Origin of the sequence: Rossellomorea marisflavi, from assembly GCF_001274775.1 — a bacterium.
GTDB classification, from domain to species: Bacteria; Bacillota; Bacilli; order Bacillales; family Bacillaceae_B; genus Rossellomorea; species Rossellomorea marisflavi.
Genome location: NZ_LGUE01000001.1, coordinates 1,466,729 through 1,483,795 on the forward strand (window position 1 = coordinate 1,466,729; position 17,067 = coordinate 1,483,795).

General features: G+C 48.6%; 12 protein-coding genes. 1 reads left to right on the forward strand and 11 read right to left on the reverse strand.

Annotation, left to right across the window (positions count from 1 at the left end; translation table 11 throughout):
* Positions 1-4: 4 nt before the first annotated feature.
* Positions 5-1,759 carry an ABC transporter ATP-binding protein gene (locus AF331_RS07350; RefSeq protein WP_053427441.1) on the reverse strand — a complete coding sequence of 585 codons (1,755 nt, stop codon included), beginning with the start codon at positions 1,757-1,759 and terminating at the stop codon, positions 5-7.
* 426 nt (positions 1,760-2,185) lie between these two features.
* On the opposite strand from AF331_RS07350, the gene AF331_RS07355 reads away from it, so the two are divergent.
* On the forward strand, positions 2,186-3,010 hold the full coding sequence (locus tag AF331_RS07355; protein ID WP_053427442.1) for a mechanosensitive ion channel family protein: 825 nt from the start codon (positions 2,186-2,188) through the stop codon (positions 3,008-3,010).
* A gap of 41 nt (positions 3,011-3,051) precedes the next feature.
* Here the strand turns inward: AF331_RS07355 and AF331_RS07360 are convergent, their stop codons facing one another.
* From AF331_RS07360 to AF331_RS07405, 10 genes are all read right to left on the reverse strand, one after another.
* Positions 3,052-5,796, reverse strand: coding sequence for a VWA domain-containing protein (locus AF331_RS07360; protein WP_053427443.1), 2,745 nt, complete (start codon positions 5,794-5,796; stop codon positions 3,052-3,054).
* A complete protein-coding gene (locus AF331_RS07365) occupies positions 5,777-7,516 on the reverse strand; it encodes a vWA domain-containing protein (RefSeq protein WP_053427444.1) in 1,740 nt (579 codons plus the stop codon). The genes AF331_RS07360 and AF331_RS07365 overlap by 20 nt, the downstream gene beginning before the upstream one ends.
* Positions 7,517-7,520: 4 nt before the next feature.
* Positions 7,521-8,393 (reverse strand): DUF58 domain-containing protein, encoded by an 873-nt coding sequence (locus tag AF331_RS07370; protein ID WP_235576358.1) that lies wholly within the window; start codon positions 8,391-8,393, stop codon positions 7,521-7,523.
* 5 nt (positions 8,394-8,398) lie between these two features.
* The gene (locus tag AF331_RS07375) at positions 8,399-9,385 is read right to left on the reverse strand and encodes an AAA family ATPase (protein WP_053427446.1); all 987 of its coding nucleotides are present in this window, start codon (positions 9,383-9,385) and stop codon (positions 8,399-8,401) included.
* 5 nt (positions 9,386-9,390) lie between these two features.
* On the reverse strand, positions 9,391-10,914 hold the full coding sequence (locus AF331_RS07380; protein WP_053427447.1) for a hypothetical protein: 1,524 nt from the start codon (positions 10,912-10,914) through the stop codon (positions 9,391-9,393).
* Positions 10,915-10,918: 4 nt separating this feature from the next.
* The gene (locus AF331_RS07385; RefSeq protein WP_053427448.1) at positions 10,919-11,770 is read right to left on the reverse strand and encodes an ABC transporter permease; all 852 of its coding nucleotides are present in this window, start codon (positions 11,768-11,770) and stop codon (positions 10,919-10,921) included.
* Positions 11,767-12,702 carry an ABC transporter ATP-binding protein gene (locus AF331_RS07390; RefSeq protein ID WP_053427449.1) on the reverse strand — a complete coding sequence of 312 codons (936 nt, stop codon included), beginning with the start codon at positions 12,700-12,702 and terminating at the stop codon, positions 11,767-11,769. Before AF331_RS07390 ends, AF331_RS07385 begins: the two co-directional genes overlap by 4 nt.
* Positions 12,699-15,083, reverse strand: coding sequence for a DUF7408 domain-containing protein (locus AF331_RS22335; RefSeq protein WP_053427450.1), 2,385 nt, complete (start codon positions 15,081-15,083; stop codon positions 12,699-12,701). The genes AF331_RS07390 and AF331_RS22335 overlap by 4 nt, the downstream gene beginning before the upstream one ends.
* Before the next feature lie 386 nt (positions 15,084-15,469).
* Positions 15,470-15,907 carry a bleomycin resistance protein gene (locus tag AF331_RS07400; protein WP_235576331.1) on the reverse strand — a complete coding sequence of 146 codons (438 nt, stop codon included), beginning with the start codon at positions 15,905-15,907 and terminating at the stop codon, positions 15,470-15,472.
* Complete coding sequence (locus tag AF331_RS07405) at positions 15,904-17,022, reverse strand: N-acetyldiaminopimelate deacetylase (RefSeq protein ID WP_053427451.1); 1,119 nt, start codon at positions 17,020-17,022, stop codon at positions 15,904-15,906. Before AF331_RS07405 ends, AF331_RS07400 begins: the two co-directional genes overlap by 4 nt.
* Positions 17,023-17,067 lie beyond the last annotated feature (45 nt).

Here is a 17,067-nt window from a genome sequence, read left to right on the forward strand (position 1 = left end):
CTCATCACCTCCCAGCCTGCAGAATTTTCTTTTGGTCTTTGTATTGAATATCATAGATGCGCTGATAAGGACCGTTGTTGGCAAGGAGGTCCTCATGTCTACCCCGCTCCGCCACTCTCCCATTTTCAAGAACCAGGATTTCATCAGCGTGCTTCAATGAAGAAATCCTATGGGCAATGATGAATGTCGTCCGGTCGGACATGACGTTCTTCAGCGCTTTTTGGATGCGGAATTCCGTTTCCATGTCCACCGCCGATGTGGCATCATCAAGAACAAGGATAGAAGGGTCGAGGCAGATGGCCCTCGCAATGGCAATCCGCTGTTTCTGACCGCCAGACAGACCAAGCCCCCTCTCCCCAAGCTTTGTCTCATAGCCATCGGGAAGGGTCATGATGAAGTCATGGGCCTGAGCAAGCTTTGCGGCCTTCTCTACGTCTTCCTGAGACGCTTCAGGACGCCCATACGCGATATTCGACCTGATGGTGGAAGAAAACAGGAACGATTCCTGGAGCACGACGCCGATGTTCTGACGAAGGGATTTGATGGAATAGTCACGGATATCCATCCCATCTATGGTGATACTCCCTTCCTGAGGCTCGTAAAATCGTGTCAAAAGTTGAATGACGCTTGATTTACCTGAACCGGTCCCGCCGATCAGTCCTACGATCCTACCGGGTGGTGCGTTGAATGTAATGGACTCCAGGGCGGCATCTTCATCGAGGTCATTATAATGGAAGGAAACATCTTCGAATCTTACTTCCCCTTTCATGCGTGTTGCTTCAACCGCATGTACACCGTCCTTGATTTTCTCATCGACCTCAAGGATTTCAAGCAGCCTCTCTCCAGAAGCTTTCGATTGAGAAAACTGATTGATGGTGAATCCCAGATTCATGATCGGCCAGATGATATACCAGACCAGGCTGTAGAAGGCAACCAGTTCACCAGGAGCAAGGTTCCCATTCATCACGAGGTATCCTCCATAACCGAGAAGCAGGATGACACTCACATTGCCCAGAAACTCCATCAGTGGGAAATATTTCGCCCAGATATCAGAGGTGAAGAGATATTTGTCCTTGTAGTCACCATTTGAACGATTGAACTTACCGTTCTGGAACTCTTCCCGTGAAAGGGATTTGACCGTATTGATCCCGCTGATATTTTCCTGGACATTTGTGTTTAATTTCCCGAATGATTTCCTGATCCCCCGGAAAGCGGGATGAACAGCCTTATCGAATTTAAACACCGATATGGCCAAGAATGGGAGGGTCGCCAACGTGATGAATGTCAGTGAAGGAGAATAGTAGAACATCACACAAAAACTGACGGACACCAATAGGAAAAAACGGAGGAGTTCCGAAAAGCCGAATGAAAGGAAAAACCTGAACGCTTCTACATCGGCAGTCAACCTGGACATGAGGTCACCGGTCTTCGCATTATCATAGTAGCTGAAAGGAAGGAATTGCAGCTTTTGGTACAGCTCATTGCGAAGGCGATATACCGACGTAATCCCGAACAGATCTCCGAAGTACTGCTGAATGAACGTGCCGATCCCCTTCAGTGCCATGATTCCGATAAAACCGAAGGCAAGGTAAGGAATCCACTGATAGTCGCCTTTTAGAATAACATCATCGATGGTGATTTGGAGGATGATCGGGTACACGACCGTGATACCCGTGACAAAGATGAGGAAAATCATCGAGATGAGGAATTGCGACTTGTACGGCCAGTAAAAATCTTTTAATTTCTTAAACGTATCCATGTATTCTCTCCCTTCAGTAAAAACAGTGCATTACTAAATATATCGAGTTTCGAAATATTTATCTACCCTTTTTTCACATTTTTTTGTTTTTTTGAAATTGTCCTTCTTTAATGGAGCAACCTCATTATAATCTTTTCTGTCTGGAAAGGAATCGGTCGGATGACCGAGGGAATGATATGCGGTCCTCCCCTTCTCACGACCTTGCGTTTTGGTCTGTTCCTATTCCCTTTTGTCTTCACAAAAGGAATTCCTACCCTCGAACCGTTTACCCAGAAACGGAAAAGGGAATATAGAGAGGGGTTTAGGGCAAATCACCCTTTGACATAACCCGGACCCCATTGTGTATACTATAAAAGTTCACCATTTACACAGAAAGGATGTTTTTGCTTGAATTACATACTAGGAAATAGTGCAGTAGGAAAACTCATGGACTTCGATTGGAATGCACTTCTTGTGAAGATCGGCATAGGAGCCATCCAGATCATCGCCATCTGGATCGCTTTCCTTGTAATCAAAGGGGCTGCCAATAAAATCATCACTCGCGCCTTTGATCGCTATAGTAAACGGAATGATGTGTCCACCGGACGGGCCCAGACCCTCCAGAGCCTCACGAAGAATATCATCGGTTATGTTCTTATCTTTATCTTCTTTGTTACCATCCTTCAGATCTTCGGCATTCAAGTGACCGCGATCCTTGCCGGGGCTGGAATCGTCGGTTTAGCCGTCGGATTCGGTGCACAGGGCCTCGTGAGCGATATCGTGACGGGATTCTTCATTCTATTGGAGAAACAGGTCGATGTCGGTGACTATGTGACAACTGGCGGATTCGATGGGATCGTGGAAGAAGTCGGGTTGAGGACAACCCATATCCGCGGTTTCGATGGTACGCTTCATTACGTGCCAAACCGGGAGATCTCAAGCGTCAGCAATCACTCCCGAGGAAATATGCGAGCCCTTGTAGACATTGGCATCTCCTACGATGACAACATTGATGAAGCCATCGTGATCATGCAGGAAGTGTGCGACAGACTGGCGGCAGAAGACGAAAATATCGTGGAAGGCCCGAATGTAGTCGGCGTCCAGAACCTTGGTGACTCGGATGTCGTCCTGAGGGTCCTCTGCAAAACGAAGAATATGGAGCAATGGGGAGTCGAAAGGAAAATACGCAAAGGGATCAAAGAAGCCTTTGATCGCCACGGCATCGACATCCCATTCCCCCATCAGGTCTTCATCGAGAAAAAAGAACAGTAAGCAAAAAGCGAAGGGATTAGTTCCCTTCGCTTTTTTGATCTTCATTTATTCCTGCGGTTTTTGGCCTCGAGCAGCCTTTTCATCCTGTCAGGATCATGATGGACTTGCGGTTTCGGTTTGGATTTGGTTGGAGGCTCCGGTTCATTCTGCATGACAGGCACGCGTGCCTCTCTTCTTGAATGCGTCTCATTCAGGACTTTGGCGGACCTTCCTCCCGGTGTTTCCGGTTTATCATTCTTCGGAACCTTCCTCCCGCGTCTTTCTCCGAGTGCGGCTAAGGCAACAGGCAAACCAAATCGTCGAAGTGCTACCTCCGCAAAGAAGAACAGGAATGCTACGAGAATGAGGAACGTCCGAATGGACTGTTCATTGTATGGTCGATCGTTCATAGATCTGAACGCGTCTATTCCCGAATCGTACGTCTTTCCTCCGGTCTCCTTTACTATGGCTTCCACTGACCTGACCGATCCCCCCTGATAGGAATACTCCTCTGAATAAGGGACGGCAAAGCCGGTTTCATACGCCTGATTCCGGGCTTGATCTCCGATGCTCATGCTGTATACCCCTGGCGATAGCCTATCATCGAATTCCACTTCGTGAACGCCCGGTGAAAGGATCCTTGAGGTGGCTTCTACCTGCTTCCCATCCTCAGTCAACACAGAGACGGTCAAAGGCATGGTCCCGCTATCAGGCGAAGTGAGAAGGAGATTTGTCTTCTCACCACTCCCGTCCAACTCGATAGAATAGGGACTAGATTGGATACTCGGGAACGAACGTGTAACCAATTGGTTGATGAACTCCGGCCATCCTTTCCACGATGCAAAATCGCCCGCCCACTGCCCCTTTGTGTCAGAGGTGAAGGCAAAGGTGTTTCCCAGCCCGTACCTCCACGTGGCGAGGATAGGGTCTTTCTTGTCGCTCGCCAATTCCACCTGCGCAGAATCCTTGGGGCTGGTGGCGATGTAGGCATTCATCCGGGGCATACCACCCTCGAAAAGCTTTTGCCATTTGCTTGACTGGATGGAAGGGAAAAATGGCTGATCCTCAATATAAGTCCTAGTCGTGATCACCGTCTCCCTGGTGAGGATGCTTGGAATGACCGATGCATCGACCACATCGTAGAACCGGCCGTTCCCCATCTGTGAGAGATCCTCCAACAGATACCTGTCTGCATCTGAACCGATGGCCACACTGGAAAGGGTGACACCCTTAGAAAACCCACCTTCGATCAGGGAATCATAATCGCCCCCTGCCGCCGACTGCCCATCTGTCAGGAGGATGATATGCTTCCTCTTCAGCGGCTTGTCTTGCAGGCTCACATACGCCTCTTCAAGGGATGGATAGATATTCGTCCCCCCACCTGGTGAAATGGTACGTATTTTCTCTTCCGCTTTCTTCCGGTCCTTGATCGGTTCGGTCGGGACGATCTCCCACGGCCTATCATCGAATGCGAGGACACCCAGGGTGTCTTTTTCCCTCAAGAGGGAAACAGTCCTTGCGGCAGCTTCCTTCGCAAGGGAGAGCTTCTGTCCATCCATGCTTCCTGAGCGGTCGATGACGAGGACCAGCCCCAGTGAAGGAAGTTCTTTTTTTCCCTTGACCTCCATGTCAACGGGCAAGAGCTTTTCAATCGGTGTCTTGAAGTAACCACCCAGCGCAAAGCTTTTGTCCCCTCCAAACATGATGAATCCCCGGCCGAATTCTTTCACGGCTTGCTCCATCAGGTTCATTTTCTCTTCGGGTATATCCGTGGCAGCGACATTGTCAAATAAAATCGTTTGATAATCAAGATAGGAGCTGAGTTTGTCGGGAAGCTGTGAGGATTGAAGTGCCTCGACCCTGAATCCCGCAGACTTCAACTGTTCCTCCAACTTACTCTTCTTCCCGTCTTCATGGACGAGGAGAACGAGGGGATCCCCTTCGGCCCTCGCTATGGAACTCAGCAGGTTATTCTCCGGTCTTACATCGGTATCCGAGTAGATTTCTGCTCGATAGACGAGCATTCCTGTCTGGTCAACCGTATGTTGGAACTCGAATTCATTGTTGCCCTCTTGTACTTTGACCTGCTTTCTAGCAATCTTATTCCCGTTAAGGTCTAGCTGCAGGTCTACGCTTGTCTGGGTGGTACTGTGGAGCGTGACACTCACAGTCGCCTCCTCCCCTTTATATTGTAAGGAAGGGGAGTTGACGGATGTCACGGCTACGTCCTCTTGCTTATTGGAAGAACGCTTTACCCAATCCACCTCGATTCCATTGTCCTTCAGTTTAGGGATGATATCCTCGCCGGCTCCAAGGGTTTCGATTCCATCGCTGTAGAGGACGATCCTTCCCCCATTGGATGAGCCCAATAGATTCGAGGCATACTCGAGGCCGTTCTGAATATTCGTTTCGTCTTCTCCGACTTCCCCCGAGAACCCGGGTACTTCACTTTCCTTGGAAGAAAGACTTTGTTCAAGTGCTGCCCCCTTGGCAAATGAGACGATACCATAAGCATCAGTTTCATTTTTCTTCGTAACCTGATCTTCGATGGCAGCCATCATGTCATCAGCGCTATCGTTAATTGATGCAGAACGATCAGCAAGGAATATTACATTCTTCCCTTTTTGGGGCAGCGTCAGATAGGGATCCGTCAAGGCTGTGATCAACAGCAGAAACGTCAGGCACCTGATGATCATGATCAGCCGCTTCTCTTTGTTGAACCTTCCTTGCTTAACAAACAGATACAGGACAGCGATAACAGGGAGAACCAGTAAAAACCATAATGGCTCATGAATGGAGATTCCCACGTCTATACACCTCCCACTCTATGAATAAGAAAAGGACGGCCAGCGCCAGAAACCAGGAAGTGATGGAAGAAGGAGCACTTTTTTCTTCCACTCCCTTTCCACTCATGGTGAACGATTCCCCTTTTCCAATTATTTTTTCTCTATCATCAATGCTTACAGAAAAATATTTCACATCCTGGCCACGAACAGCCTGGTAGATTCCAGGTTCGATTGGTGCAGTGAAGGTGGTGCCCATTTCCCACTCACCGATGTAATCCTGGTTCATGCTGTAGAGATCCCATGTACCCTCTGTCTGGAGGGTCCGTCTTTCACCCGGCAGGAAGTTTCCGATCACCTGCTGATTATCACCCAAGTAATGATAGACATTGTATAAAAAAATCGGAAAGCCTGGGTATAGCGGAAAGTCTGAATCCTTCACCTGAAAATTCATCAGGACCATCTTTTTGCCTTTTATTTCACCGGCTTGCAGGAGGGGAACACCATCTTGCTCCGCAATCGTCGAAAGTCCGGAGATGTCGTGGTCCATCGCTTTTTCCACAAAGATTTTTTCAACATCGGCATAGCGAAGCAAGGGATGATCCGACTTCGAAGAGACCGTCCCCCCTATCTTCCTTCCCTTTTCTGCTTCATCCGGGACGACCAGGACCGGCAACCCAGTTTGTTCTGCATCCTGTGATGAGGCGATTAAGATTCCATTATCATCAAGGATGGATGCTTCTTCCACTGTATTCACATCCATTCCCAATGCCTGGAATCCTTTGATGATGAACGGATTGATGTCTCCCATCGCATAAATTACAGGAGACGAACTCATATTAAGTGCCGTCATGATATTATCATCATGAAAATCATCGTCAACACGGATTTCAGCGGAATACGTTTCTTCCAGAGGAAAACCTGAAAGCGGGATAGTGACGTCTTCCCCAGAGGGAATGGTCACGGGCTCCTGATGGACGACGTTCGATCCCCCATGGATGATCAGCGTCCCCTTCCGGTCTTCCCCACCTTGATTTGAAATGGTTACAACACCATCCATCTTTCCCCCGTTCTCCTTGATACCAAAGCTTCTGATACTAATATTGACGGGATTCTCGATCATCTTATGTGCCGTGATCGTGGCATCCGTTCGAAGGTCTTTAAACATGCTTTTTGTAACAGCATCACTGAAGAGATGGACGTCCCCGGCTCCTGCAAGGGCAAGTGCCATCTGAATGGCCTTTTGCATGTTCTCGTGATCATTGCTCATGTCCAGCTCGTTCAATGCTTTCAAGGACGTCCGTTTATTCTCCTCTTCGGATATGACTGTCGTAATGTTCTTCCCAACGCCAAGGATCGTCACGGGGCCTCCAGCTTCCTTAATTACACCCTCTGCTCCCTTCTTGGCAAGATCAAACTGGGTGACTCCACCCTCCATCGCTTTCATGGAAGTGGATGTATCCATGAGGATGACTGTGGGACCCGTGGTCCCTGAAAAGCTGGTCAGATAGGGTTTCATCAGTGAAAAGATAAGCAAGGTTAGAATAAGAAGCTGCAGGAACAGCAAGAGATTCCGCTGAAGTTTATGGAACCAGGGTGATGATTGCCACTCGTTCATCGCTTGATTCCACAATAGATTCGATGATACGACTTTCATGTCGTAACGCTTCCTGAAGAAGTACATGAGGACAACAGCGATCAGAAACAGCCCCATCAGGGCATAGAACGGATATTGAATGCCCATGCCCTCACCTCACCATTCCGGACATCTTCAGATCCTTCAGCACCATTTCATTGACCGGCTGCGAAGAAATGAGGGTCCTATATGTAAAGCCATAGCGCTTGCACTCCCGTTGGATTGCCTCGTTGTGCGTATGAAGGGTTTCAAGGTAGCGATCGATGACAGAATGCTGAAAGGATACATCAATCTCTTCACCCCGCTCACTGTCCTTCAGCTTCCAGTCACCTGTATAAGGTGGGGAAATCTCGTCTTCATGGAGGAGTTGGATGAAATATACCCTTTCCTTCTTGGAAGATAGCCACTTCAATGCTTCGATTATGTCTGACAGAGGTTCAAGCGCATCCGTGATCAATACGGTGACAGAGCTCTTTGACCGCTGCCTTCCTTTCAGGGAACGCATGAACGGGTTTCGACTATCCCTTTCACCTGGATCGTTCTTCACATTTCCCATGGAGTGCAGGATACCCTTCGCATCCCTCATGCCCTTCTTCTTCAACGGAGCTGCCTGTTGTCCCACCAAATGGAGGCTCAGACGGTCATCGGAGGAGAGGATCATATAAGCAAGGGAAGCCGTGAGCTCCGTCGCCCGCTCCCACTTTACGGACTCGGTTCTCATTGATTCAGTACAATCCAGGTATAAGCTGATCGATACTTCCCGCTCATCCAGATATCGCTTCACATATACTTTTTCTGTCCTTGCATAGACGTTCCAATCAATCTGTCTCACATCGTCACCGAGTTCATACATCTGATAGTCCGAGAATTCAAGTGAACTCCCGTGCCGGGTCGATGTCCTGGCGCCTTTATGCTGACCGGTGCTGATCCGTGAAGGGTTTAACCGATGCCTTTTGAGTTGTGATAGGAATTGCGGGCTTAACATGGGCTTCAAGAGCCTGCTCCCCTTTTGATGAGGTCCATCAGGATCTCATCTTCCTTCACATTCATTGCCTCCGCCTCGAAGTTCAATGAAATCCGATGCCTGAGCACCGGGAGGGCCGTCTGCTTGATGTCCCCGATGGAAACGTGATACCTGCCGCTGACCAATGCTCGTGCCTTCGCCATCAGGATGAGGTTTTGAAGCCCACGCGGCCCGCTTCCATATTCGATATACTGCTTGACGAGCTCTGATGAAGATTCCCGATCGGGGTGTGTCGACTCCACAAGGAAAATGGCAAAGTCCAACACTTCATCGCCTACCATGATTTCTTTTACCATTTTTTGTATAACCAGCAACTCGGCACGGTCCATGACGGATTGCAAGTGGATTTCTTCTGTCCCAGTGGTTCGTCGGACGATTTCCTTCAACTCCTCTTTTTGAGGATGGGGAACAAGTAATTTGCACATAAAGCGGTCCATTTGAGCCTCAGGTAGTGGGTATGTACCTTCGAGATCAATGGGATTTTGCGTAGCGAGAACGAAGAATGGCTTCTCAAGCTTCATCGTCTCCCCCACTACCGTCACCGTTTGTTCGGCCATCGCTTCAAGGAGGGCACTTTGTGTCTTCGGTGTGGAGCGGTTGATTTCATCCGCAAGGACCAAATGATGAAAGAGCGGACCCTTATGAAAGGTGAATGGTTCATCCTTGTCATGGCTCATCACCATGGTTCCTGTAATATCAGTCGGCATCAAATCCGGTGTGAACTGGACCCTTGAAAAACTGAGTTCCATGACGTCGGATAAGGAGCGCACAAGCATGGTCTTCCCGAGACCCGGGAGCCCTTCCAGTAGGGCATGGCCCCCGGCCAGGATCGACAATACAAGTGTGTCGATAATATCCTTCTGGCCGACGATATAACGTCCGACCTCTCTTTTTACCTGTTCAATCTTTTCAATGGCTTCTTTATAGGCCAGTTCTTTATCTGCTGCGTCCACCCTTTTCACTCTCCCGGATCAATTTCACTAAAATAGGATTCCACCACAGATTCCAAGTCTTTAGGGATCGTCTGCCGGTCCTCACCTTTGCGGTAGGAGGAATAGTAGTCCTGGTACACTTCCTCATATGACCGTACAGAACCCCTTTTGACAGGTCCGTCAGAAGAGAATTGTTCCCCCTTCTTTCCCTTGTTAAGTATGCCTGAATCAGTCTCTGTGTTGGTATTCCCTTCCACTCGTTCTGGTATCGTCAAGAGATCTCTTGATCCCTGACCCAACCCTGCGCCCTTTCCAGAGCCGGAGCCACTGCCGCTCCCTGTGCCATTACCGGTTCCGTTACCATTTCCACTTCCACTTCCATTCGCTCCTCCACTGCCTTTGCCGCTCCCGTTTCCTGCCCCACTGCCCTTACCAGTAGCATTAGAGCCGCTTCCGGATGACGGATCTTTGGGCTCCTGATCCGATCCCGGATCGGATTGGGTACCACTCTGTTCCTGCGGTGGCTGGGAATCACCTGAATCTGCAAGCTTCATGCTTTCAAGATCTTTGTCTTCAAGGGCCGCGGCCAGTTCCGCTGCTTCCTTTGATAGATTTTCACTCCATTTTGCGAGTGCTTGTGAATTCTTGTCAGCCCCCTCAGCCGTCTTCAATGCATCTGAAAGTGTCTTTTCCGGATCACTTCCAAGTTGTTTCTTGAGCTGTTCTAGCTGCTCATCGCTCAATGCTTTCAATTCTTTACTCAGTGCTTTTTGATCGAAGGTTTTCAGAGCTTTCGCCACTCCGTCCGCCTTCGATTGTTCGGCGATCTTCTTGAACCGTTCCACCTCACGCAAGGAAAGCTCAGCCTTTTGTTTTTTAAGGTTATTTTCTTTTACCTTTTTCATAATGGCTTTTTGCCGCTCCACCGGGTCCTTTTCTTTCTTGATTTCCTGAAGCTCCTTCGCCAACTCTTTTTTCTTAACAGAATCTTTTATTGCTTCTTGTTCCAGGCGCTTATCCGATTCTTTTGTGATTTCACTCTTTTTTTTCAATTCGGCTGCCGTTTCGAATGATGCGTGTCCCTGGGTCAGGATCAGGGCAGATCCCCCATAGAGGAGGAGGGCAGCAATCGCCAATCGGATATGGAACGACCAGTATCGGCGGCCTTGTACCTTCTCTGCATGTCTGTTCATGGCATCAAGGGCATCCCGCAGGACAAGAGGAAGCAACGGATGATTGCCTTCGAGCTCCGCATAGGCCGTGCTGATGGTGTTCTCACCTTCTGCCTCATCATATATCTTTACGCTTTGATCAATGGTTGCCCACCTTCTGTAGAGGTGAATCACCATACAGAAAACCAGCAGGATCCACAAACCCGCCAAGTAACTCTTCCAGAATGGGAAGGGACGGACCCATACAGCCGCTGTTATAAGCAGTGCAGGGATACTTGAACCGAACACGATCCATTGCAACTGTTCGATGAACTGTGCATACCGCAGTTTCTTTCTTAATCGGCTCAGGTTTCGAAGGAATTGCACTTTCCCTTCCATCGGCTTACCCCCTTGCCCGGGTCTTCATCCGAGGACGTAATTTCCTGATGCTTCCGAACAAAGCAAGTATGGCCAGGATGCTGTATGTGATGATAAAGGATATCCACAATGGGAATGAGATGCCCGTCATGGAAAGGATTTCATCCATCATATTCGGTTCGAAATGACTATAGAGAACAATGCCCGGGTTGAACATGGCCATGAAGTAAGCGATCGGGTTTGTCGCTGGTGTACCGTTACTCGAAACGCCTGTAAGCGCCATAGTGAGGGCAAACAGGAAAAGTGATCCCCCTACGAGGAACAAGACGCTTCCGTACGCCGTTACCATGGAGACAATCGTTTTCCGGATGATCGTGGAGAAAAAGATCCCGAATGACCCGAAAACGAATACAAGGAAAAGGCTGTAGCCGAAGATCATGAGTACATCCGTCGGTGCAACCCCTCCGAATAAGAACACGAAACTGTATATCGGAAGGCTCGACAAGATGAGCAGTAGCAGATAGGAAACCGATGACACCAACTTACTCAGGATGATGCTTGTGGAACTTTGTTCAGTGGTGAGCAGCATGCTCAGCGTCTGTTTCTCCCTTTCTCCCGATATTAATCCCCCGGTAAGGCCGGGCGTGATGAATAGGACCAGAATGATCTGCAGGAACGATAGAATCATGAACATCGTCCTGCTTTCGTTCGGACGGAAGTATCCGTTCATTGACATCCGGCTTTGGAAGTAGATGAAACCGATCACAACAATACTGATGGCCATGAGGTAGCAAAAGATCCCTATGAATGATTTGAATGACCGGAACCGAAGCTTGAACTCCTTATTCAGCATCGGATTGATGAACAGTTGCTTCATGACGGCTTCACCCCTTTCGTGATTTCCATGAAGACATCTTCAAGATCCGTTTCCGTCTCCTTGAAGCTGACGACCGCAACCCCATTCAATATCGCCAATCGGAGCAGCTCGGCCTGCTGCACTTCGGAACCTTTATAGAGGAATTTGATCGTCTTCTTCTCTTCATCCATTTCAAGGCTCGATAGATTCGGATCATCTTCAAAAAAAGAGGCAGCTGATTCAAGCATCCCCCTTACCTTCACCTCGATGATTTTTTCCGCCTCCAATTGCTGCTGGATGTCTGCGACGGAGCCATGCGCCACTAGCTTCCCATTATCGATGACGCCGATTTCATCACACATCTCGGCAAGTTCAGGAAGGATATGTGAAGAGATAAGGATGGTTTTGCCCATTTTCTTCAACTCTCTTAAAATCTCACGCATCTCGACCCTTGCCCTCGGGTCCAGCCCGGAAGCCGGTTCATCGAGAATCAGCACTTCAGGATCATGGATGAGGCACCTGGCAAGGCACAGCCTCTGCTTCATCCCCCTGGAGAGTTCATCCACATAGGAATCCTTCTTATGAGTAAGATTCACAAGTTCCAGAAGCTGAGGAATGAGGGCCTCCCTCTCCTCGGCCGGAATCTTGTAGCTCGCACCGTAAAAGTCGAGGTATTCTTCTGCCTTCAACTGATCATAAACCCCGAAGAAATCCGGCATATATCCGATTTGACGCCTGACCAACTTCGGTTCTTCACATACATCAAAGCCATTCACTGTCGCCCTTCCCGACGTCGGTGCAAGAAGGGTTGCCAGAATGGAAAATGTCGTAGACTTCCCTGCCCCGTTCTGACCGACAAAACCAAATACCGTCCCTTTTCCAATACTCAGGGTAAGTCCGTCCAGCGCTTGAAAGGAGCCATATGATTTTGATAGGTTCATAAGTTCAATCATTGTTTTGCTTCTCCTTTCAGTGCGATTTTCGGAAGTTGGGTAAAGGTGTCACCTTGGGTGGTTTTCACCAATTTAATGACAATCTCCCCATCTTCATTCAAATAATCCGTCAGACCATCCTTCACTTCGAACGTATTGGCTGATTGTTCTTCCAGTTTCTTTTCCTTCCCGTTAGAGGGTGCAATCATGGCGAACTCAAGCGGCGTTTCTGGATATTGCCTGATGCTCAATGAATTCAGTGAAATGTCGGAGTCCTTCATTTGTTCAGGCAATTTCAGGATCATTTCATACGTGCCATCCTCAAGTTCCATTTCTCCTGATCCACCCCATGAGTAGTTATCGATGACCTTTCCGTCAATCGGTTTGACCTCTATATCAAGCTGCTCATTCTTAAGTGAAAACGGTCCGTTGAAATCCCCCAAGGAAGGAATGGATTGATAGACAAGGGAAAGATTATCTTTCTTGGGCTTTCGATCCTTCATGGTTACATCCACGACCCCGTCTTTTGTGTAGCCAAGGATGACAGGCCGATTTCCCGACGTTCCATCTTCCATCAGCAAGGAGGCAACTTGTTCAAGGGATTGTTTTCTCTGATCATCCAGACCTTGCTGACCTGTAAATGAAGGTGGAATGGCATTATTGCTGACCGGGCTCGAGAGATAGTCAACAGAGACCTTTTGATCCACTTCGAGGGACTGCCCCGCTTTCACGCTTCCAAGGGAGTATGTGCGTGTTCCGGACCACAGATACACTTCTTCGAAGTCATACGGGAAGTCATTGCCTATGCTTCCTTTCAGGGTCTTATCTTCCAGTGTGAGTCCTGGGGCGAATGAACCTGCATCACCCTTGTAGGCATCTCCCATAACCGTCCTCGTGGACCAGTACTCTACATCTCTCAGCGTCGTATCCGTCGTATTCCTTGTCACTTCGTCCAGGGCGTACTTGTATTGATCGAATTCAGGTGCGTTCATGCTGTTATTGGCGTACAGCTCGAGATTATGCCCTGCACTGAGGGTATAGTCCCCACTCGAGTTGGAGAAGAATGTGAACGCTGATATCCCTTGAACGGCACCTTTACCATCCGCTTCAAGGATACTCATCTGATTCATGTGCGGCTTCGTCACGCGGTCTTTAGCACCCGTAAAGAAAATACCGAGAGACAGAAGGATAGACACTGTAGGGATGATCCACCACGACTGCTCCCGTTTATCGAACTTCCGGAGCAGGAAGTATAGGACAGGGATCACCAGGATCAGATAGACAGCAACCACCAGGATGAGGGTGCTGACCTTGAATTGATTAGAAGGGAACAGTTCATTGACCATGCCCATTTCATAATAGAAGCCTTGCGCTCTTCCCCCCATGTTATAGAAGTTCATGCTATATTTGGTTTTCGAATAAAACTCATTGATCCAAGGAGTGAAGCCCGCCCAGTCATTCAACCGGGAATCACTCACTGAGAAGGATGTCTGCCAGACTTCACCTCGTCCCACGGATTTCTTTGCAAGGAGAGGTGTTTCCTTCTCTCCGATCACTGTCTCAGCCTCTTGGGTCAGTTCACCTTCGGCGGCGGGTAGCGTTTTGAAATTCACTTTGAGATTCTCCTGGGTTTCCAGGAAAGACAGGTCTGAAAGAGTCTGTTCTCCTCCCACCTTGAGGGGAGCGATATCAGCCAGTGGACCCAGGGTCTTCTGCACATTCACGTCACTTCCAATAAGCAGTGTGCCTCCTTTATCCACCCAGCGATGGAAGGCGTCCAGCTGTTTCTTAGAAAATACCGATAGATCAAACCCATCGATCACGATGAAGTCGAACATCTGAAGACCCGTGGCATCTCCCGGGAAATTTTTCTCTGAAAGATTCAACACTTCCACTTTGTTGCCGTTTACCTGACTTGCTTTCAATGATTTCAAGCGATCGGCGTCTTTGCTCAATACACCGATCGAAGCATAGTCCATATAAATAAAACTTGGATTCAACCGCTTATCACCGGTGAACTTCACTTCCTTCCCGGAACTCCAATCTCCTTGGAATAAGTGAATGGTCTCCTTTGACGTGTTACCCCTCAAAGGATCTCCAAACCCCGGAATGGTTAAGGAAAACGTGCGGGTTTCACCGGGTGGGAGGTCGATGGACAACACTCTCCCCCCTCCGGTTTCATAGGATTGAGCGTAATCAAAGACGATATCCCCCTTGAAGTGATCGGCTCCATTCTGCACGGTAACGGTGATCGGGAATCCCCGCTCTTCTTTGACCTTTCCATCAATTCCTTCGTCCACGGTGATCTTAATGCCTTCAGCTGCGGATGATGCGGTTGGAAATAACGGAAGTAAACAAAAACATAATAGAATCAGTGCAATCGATTTGGTCACATTCTTCATGACCCATTCCCCCTCTCTTTCTCTCTATATGGTTTAGACGTAACGCTCGATAAAAAGTTTCTCTTCTTTCTATTATCATCTGAAATATTTTCCATCGCGCCGATTCCTACGTGAAGGATCTGGTCAAACACAAAGAGGTTGGGTTAATCCCGTTGATGATGTCCGTACAAGACTTCGCATTCCTCGGGTAGCCCGTGAACCACATCGGCAAGCCTGCAGGTTGCTACTCTTCTCGCAAGAGCCTTCGTCTTGCACTTGAATCAACCGATCGAAACAAGTAACGATAAATGGTCATGAAACAAAAAAAACCCGACTTCATTGTCGGCAAATGAAGTCGGGTTTCACTATGATTAGAACACGTTTATTTTAGCTTTTTTACGTTCCTATCAGAGGGATTGTGCAAATCGCAGGAGATACCCATCGGGATCTTGCACGAGGAACTCCCGCTGCCGGAAACATTCAGCCCCGGCAGCATATTCGGAGACGAACGGTTCCCTGAATAACGGAACTCCTTCCTTTTTCAATCTTCTGAAGATCGGTTCAATTGAATCCACCATGATTTGAAGGTTCATCCCCCTTCCGAATGGCGGGACCAACTCACCTGTCTCCCAATGACCGTTCACTTCCTCGAGCATGAGGGATGCCTTTCCCATCGACAAGTAAACAAAGCCTTCATCCTGTCGTTCATAAACGATGTGAAAGCCGAGCAGCTCCGTATAGAAAGTTGTAGATACGGATGCATCCCTGACAGAAAGTTCTGGAACGAGCGCGGGGCCATCCAGACTTTTCATCGCAAGGATTTCATCATGTAGACCTGTTTTCATAGCTGTCCTATATAGCCCGTCATGAGATTAATGGCATGATCAATTGCTTTTTCATCGGGATCAAGCTTTGCATGGTGAAGTCCATATGGAGATCCAACACCAAGCCAGAACATGAACCCAGGGATTTCTTTCAGCATGTAACCGAAATCTTCGCCTGTCATGGCCTCTTTGCAAATGATGGCTTCGGTTTTACCGCTCTCCTCAATATAATCCAGGAAATCCTGTGTGCATGCCGGGTCATTATACACCTGGTGATACATGCTTCCATAATCGACATCAATGGAACAATCGTAGGTCGTCTCAATTCCCTTGATGAGTGCCTCAAGCTTCGCCTTGACCTTCACCATGGAGGCTTCAGAGAGTGTCCTGATCGTTCCTTCAAGTCGGGCTTTCTCTGCAATGATGTTCTGAACAGTCCCCGCCTCCATCTTGCCGATCGTGATGACGGCACTGTCCAGCGGATCGACATTCCGAGAGACGATCCCTTGCATCTGCGTCACAAAAGCCGAAGCTGCCACGATCATGTCTTTCGTTTGGTGGGGGTAGGCGGCATGCCCACCCTTCCCTTTGAAGGTCAGGAACAGCTCGGAGGTATTGGCGAAAAGAAGACCGGGCTTGAGTGCAATGGCCCCCACCTCATACTCCGGTGCGATATGAAGGGCAAAAATCACATCGGGTTTCCACTCCTTCATCTCATCACTGCGAAGCATCGGTTCCGCTCCACCCGGACCTTCTTCAGCCGGTTGGAAGATGAAGAGAAGATCGTCCTTTATGGGATGATGAACAAAATGAGTCAGGATGCCGAGTCCGATGGCCATGTGGAAATCATGTCCGCATGCGTGCATACGACCTTCATGACGGGACGGGAACGACAGTCCCGTTTGTTCCGTGATGGGCAATCCATCGATATCCGCACGGAACCCGATCGTCTTAGACGGCTCGGTCCCGCGGACTTTGACAAACAATCCTGTCTTCCATTGCTTACGTTCATACCGATCCCCCGGAAGGGACGAAATATAGTCCATAAGGTATTTCTGAGTCTTGAATTCCTGGAATCCAAGCTCCGGGATCTGATGAAGATCACGCCTGATCATTTTGAAATCGACAGTTGACATTATATTCCCTCCTTACAAGAAAGAACAGACGAAAAATCGTCCGTT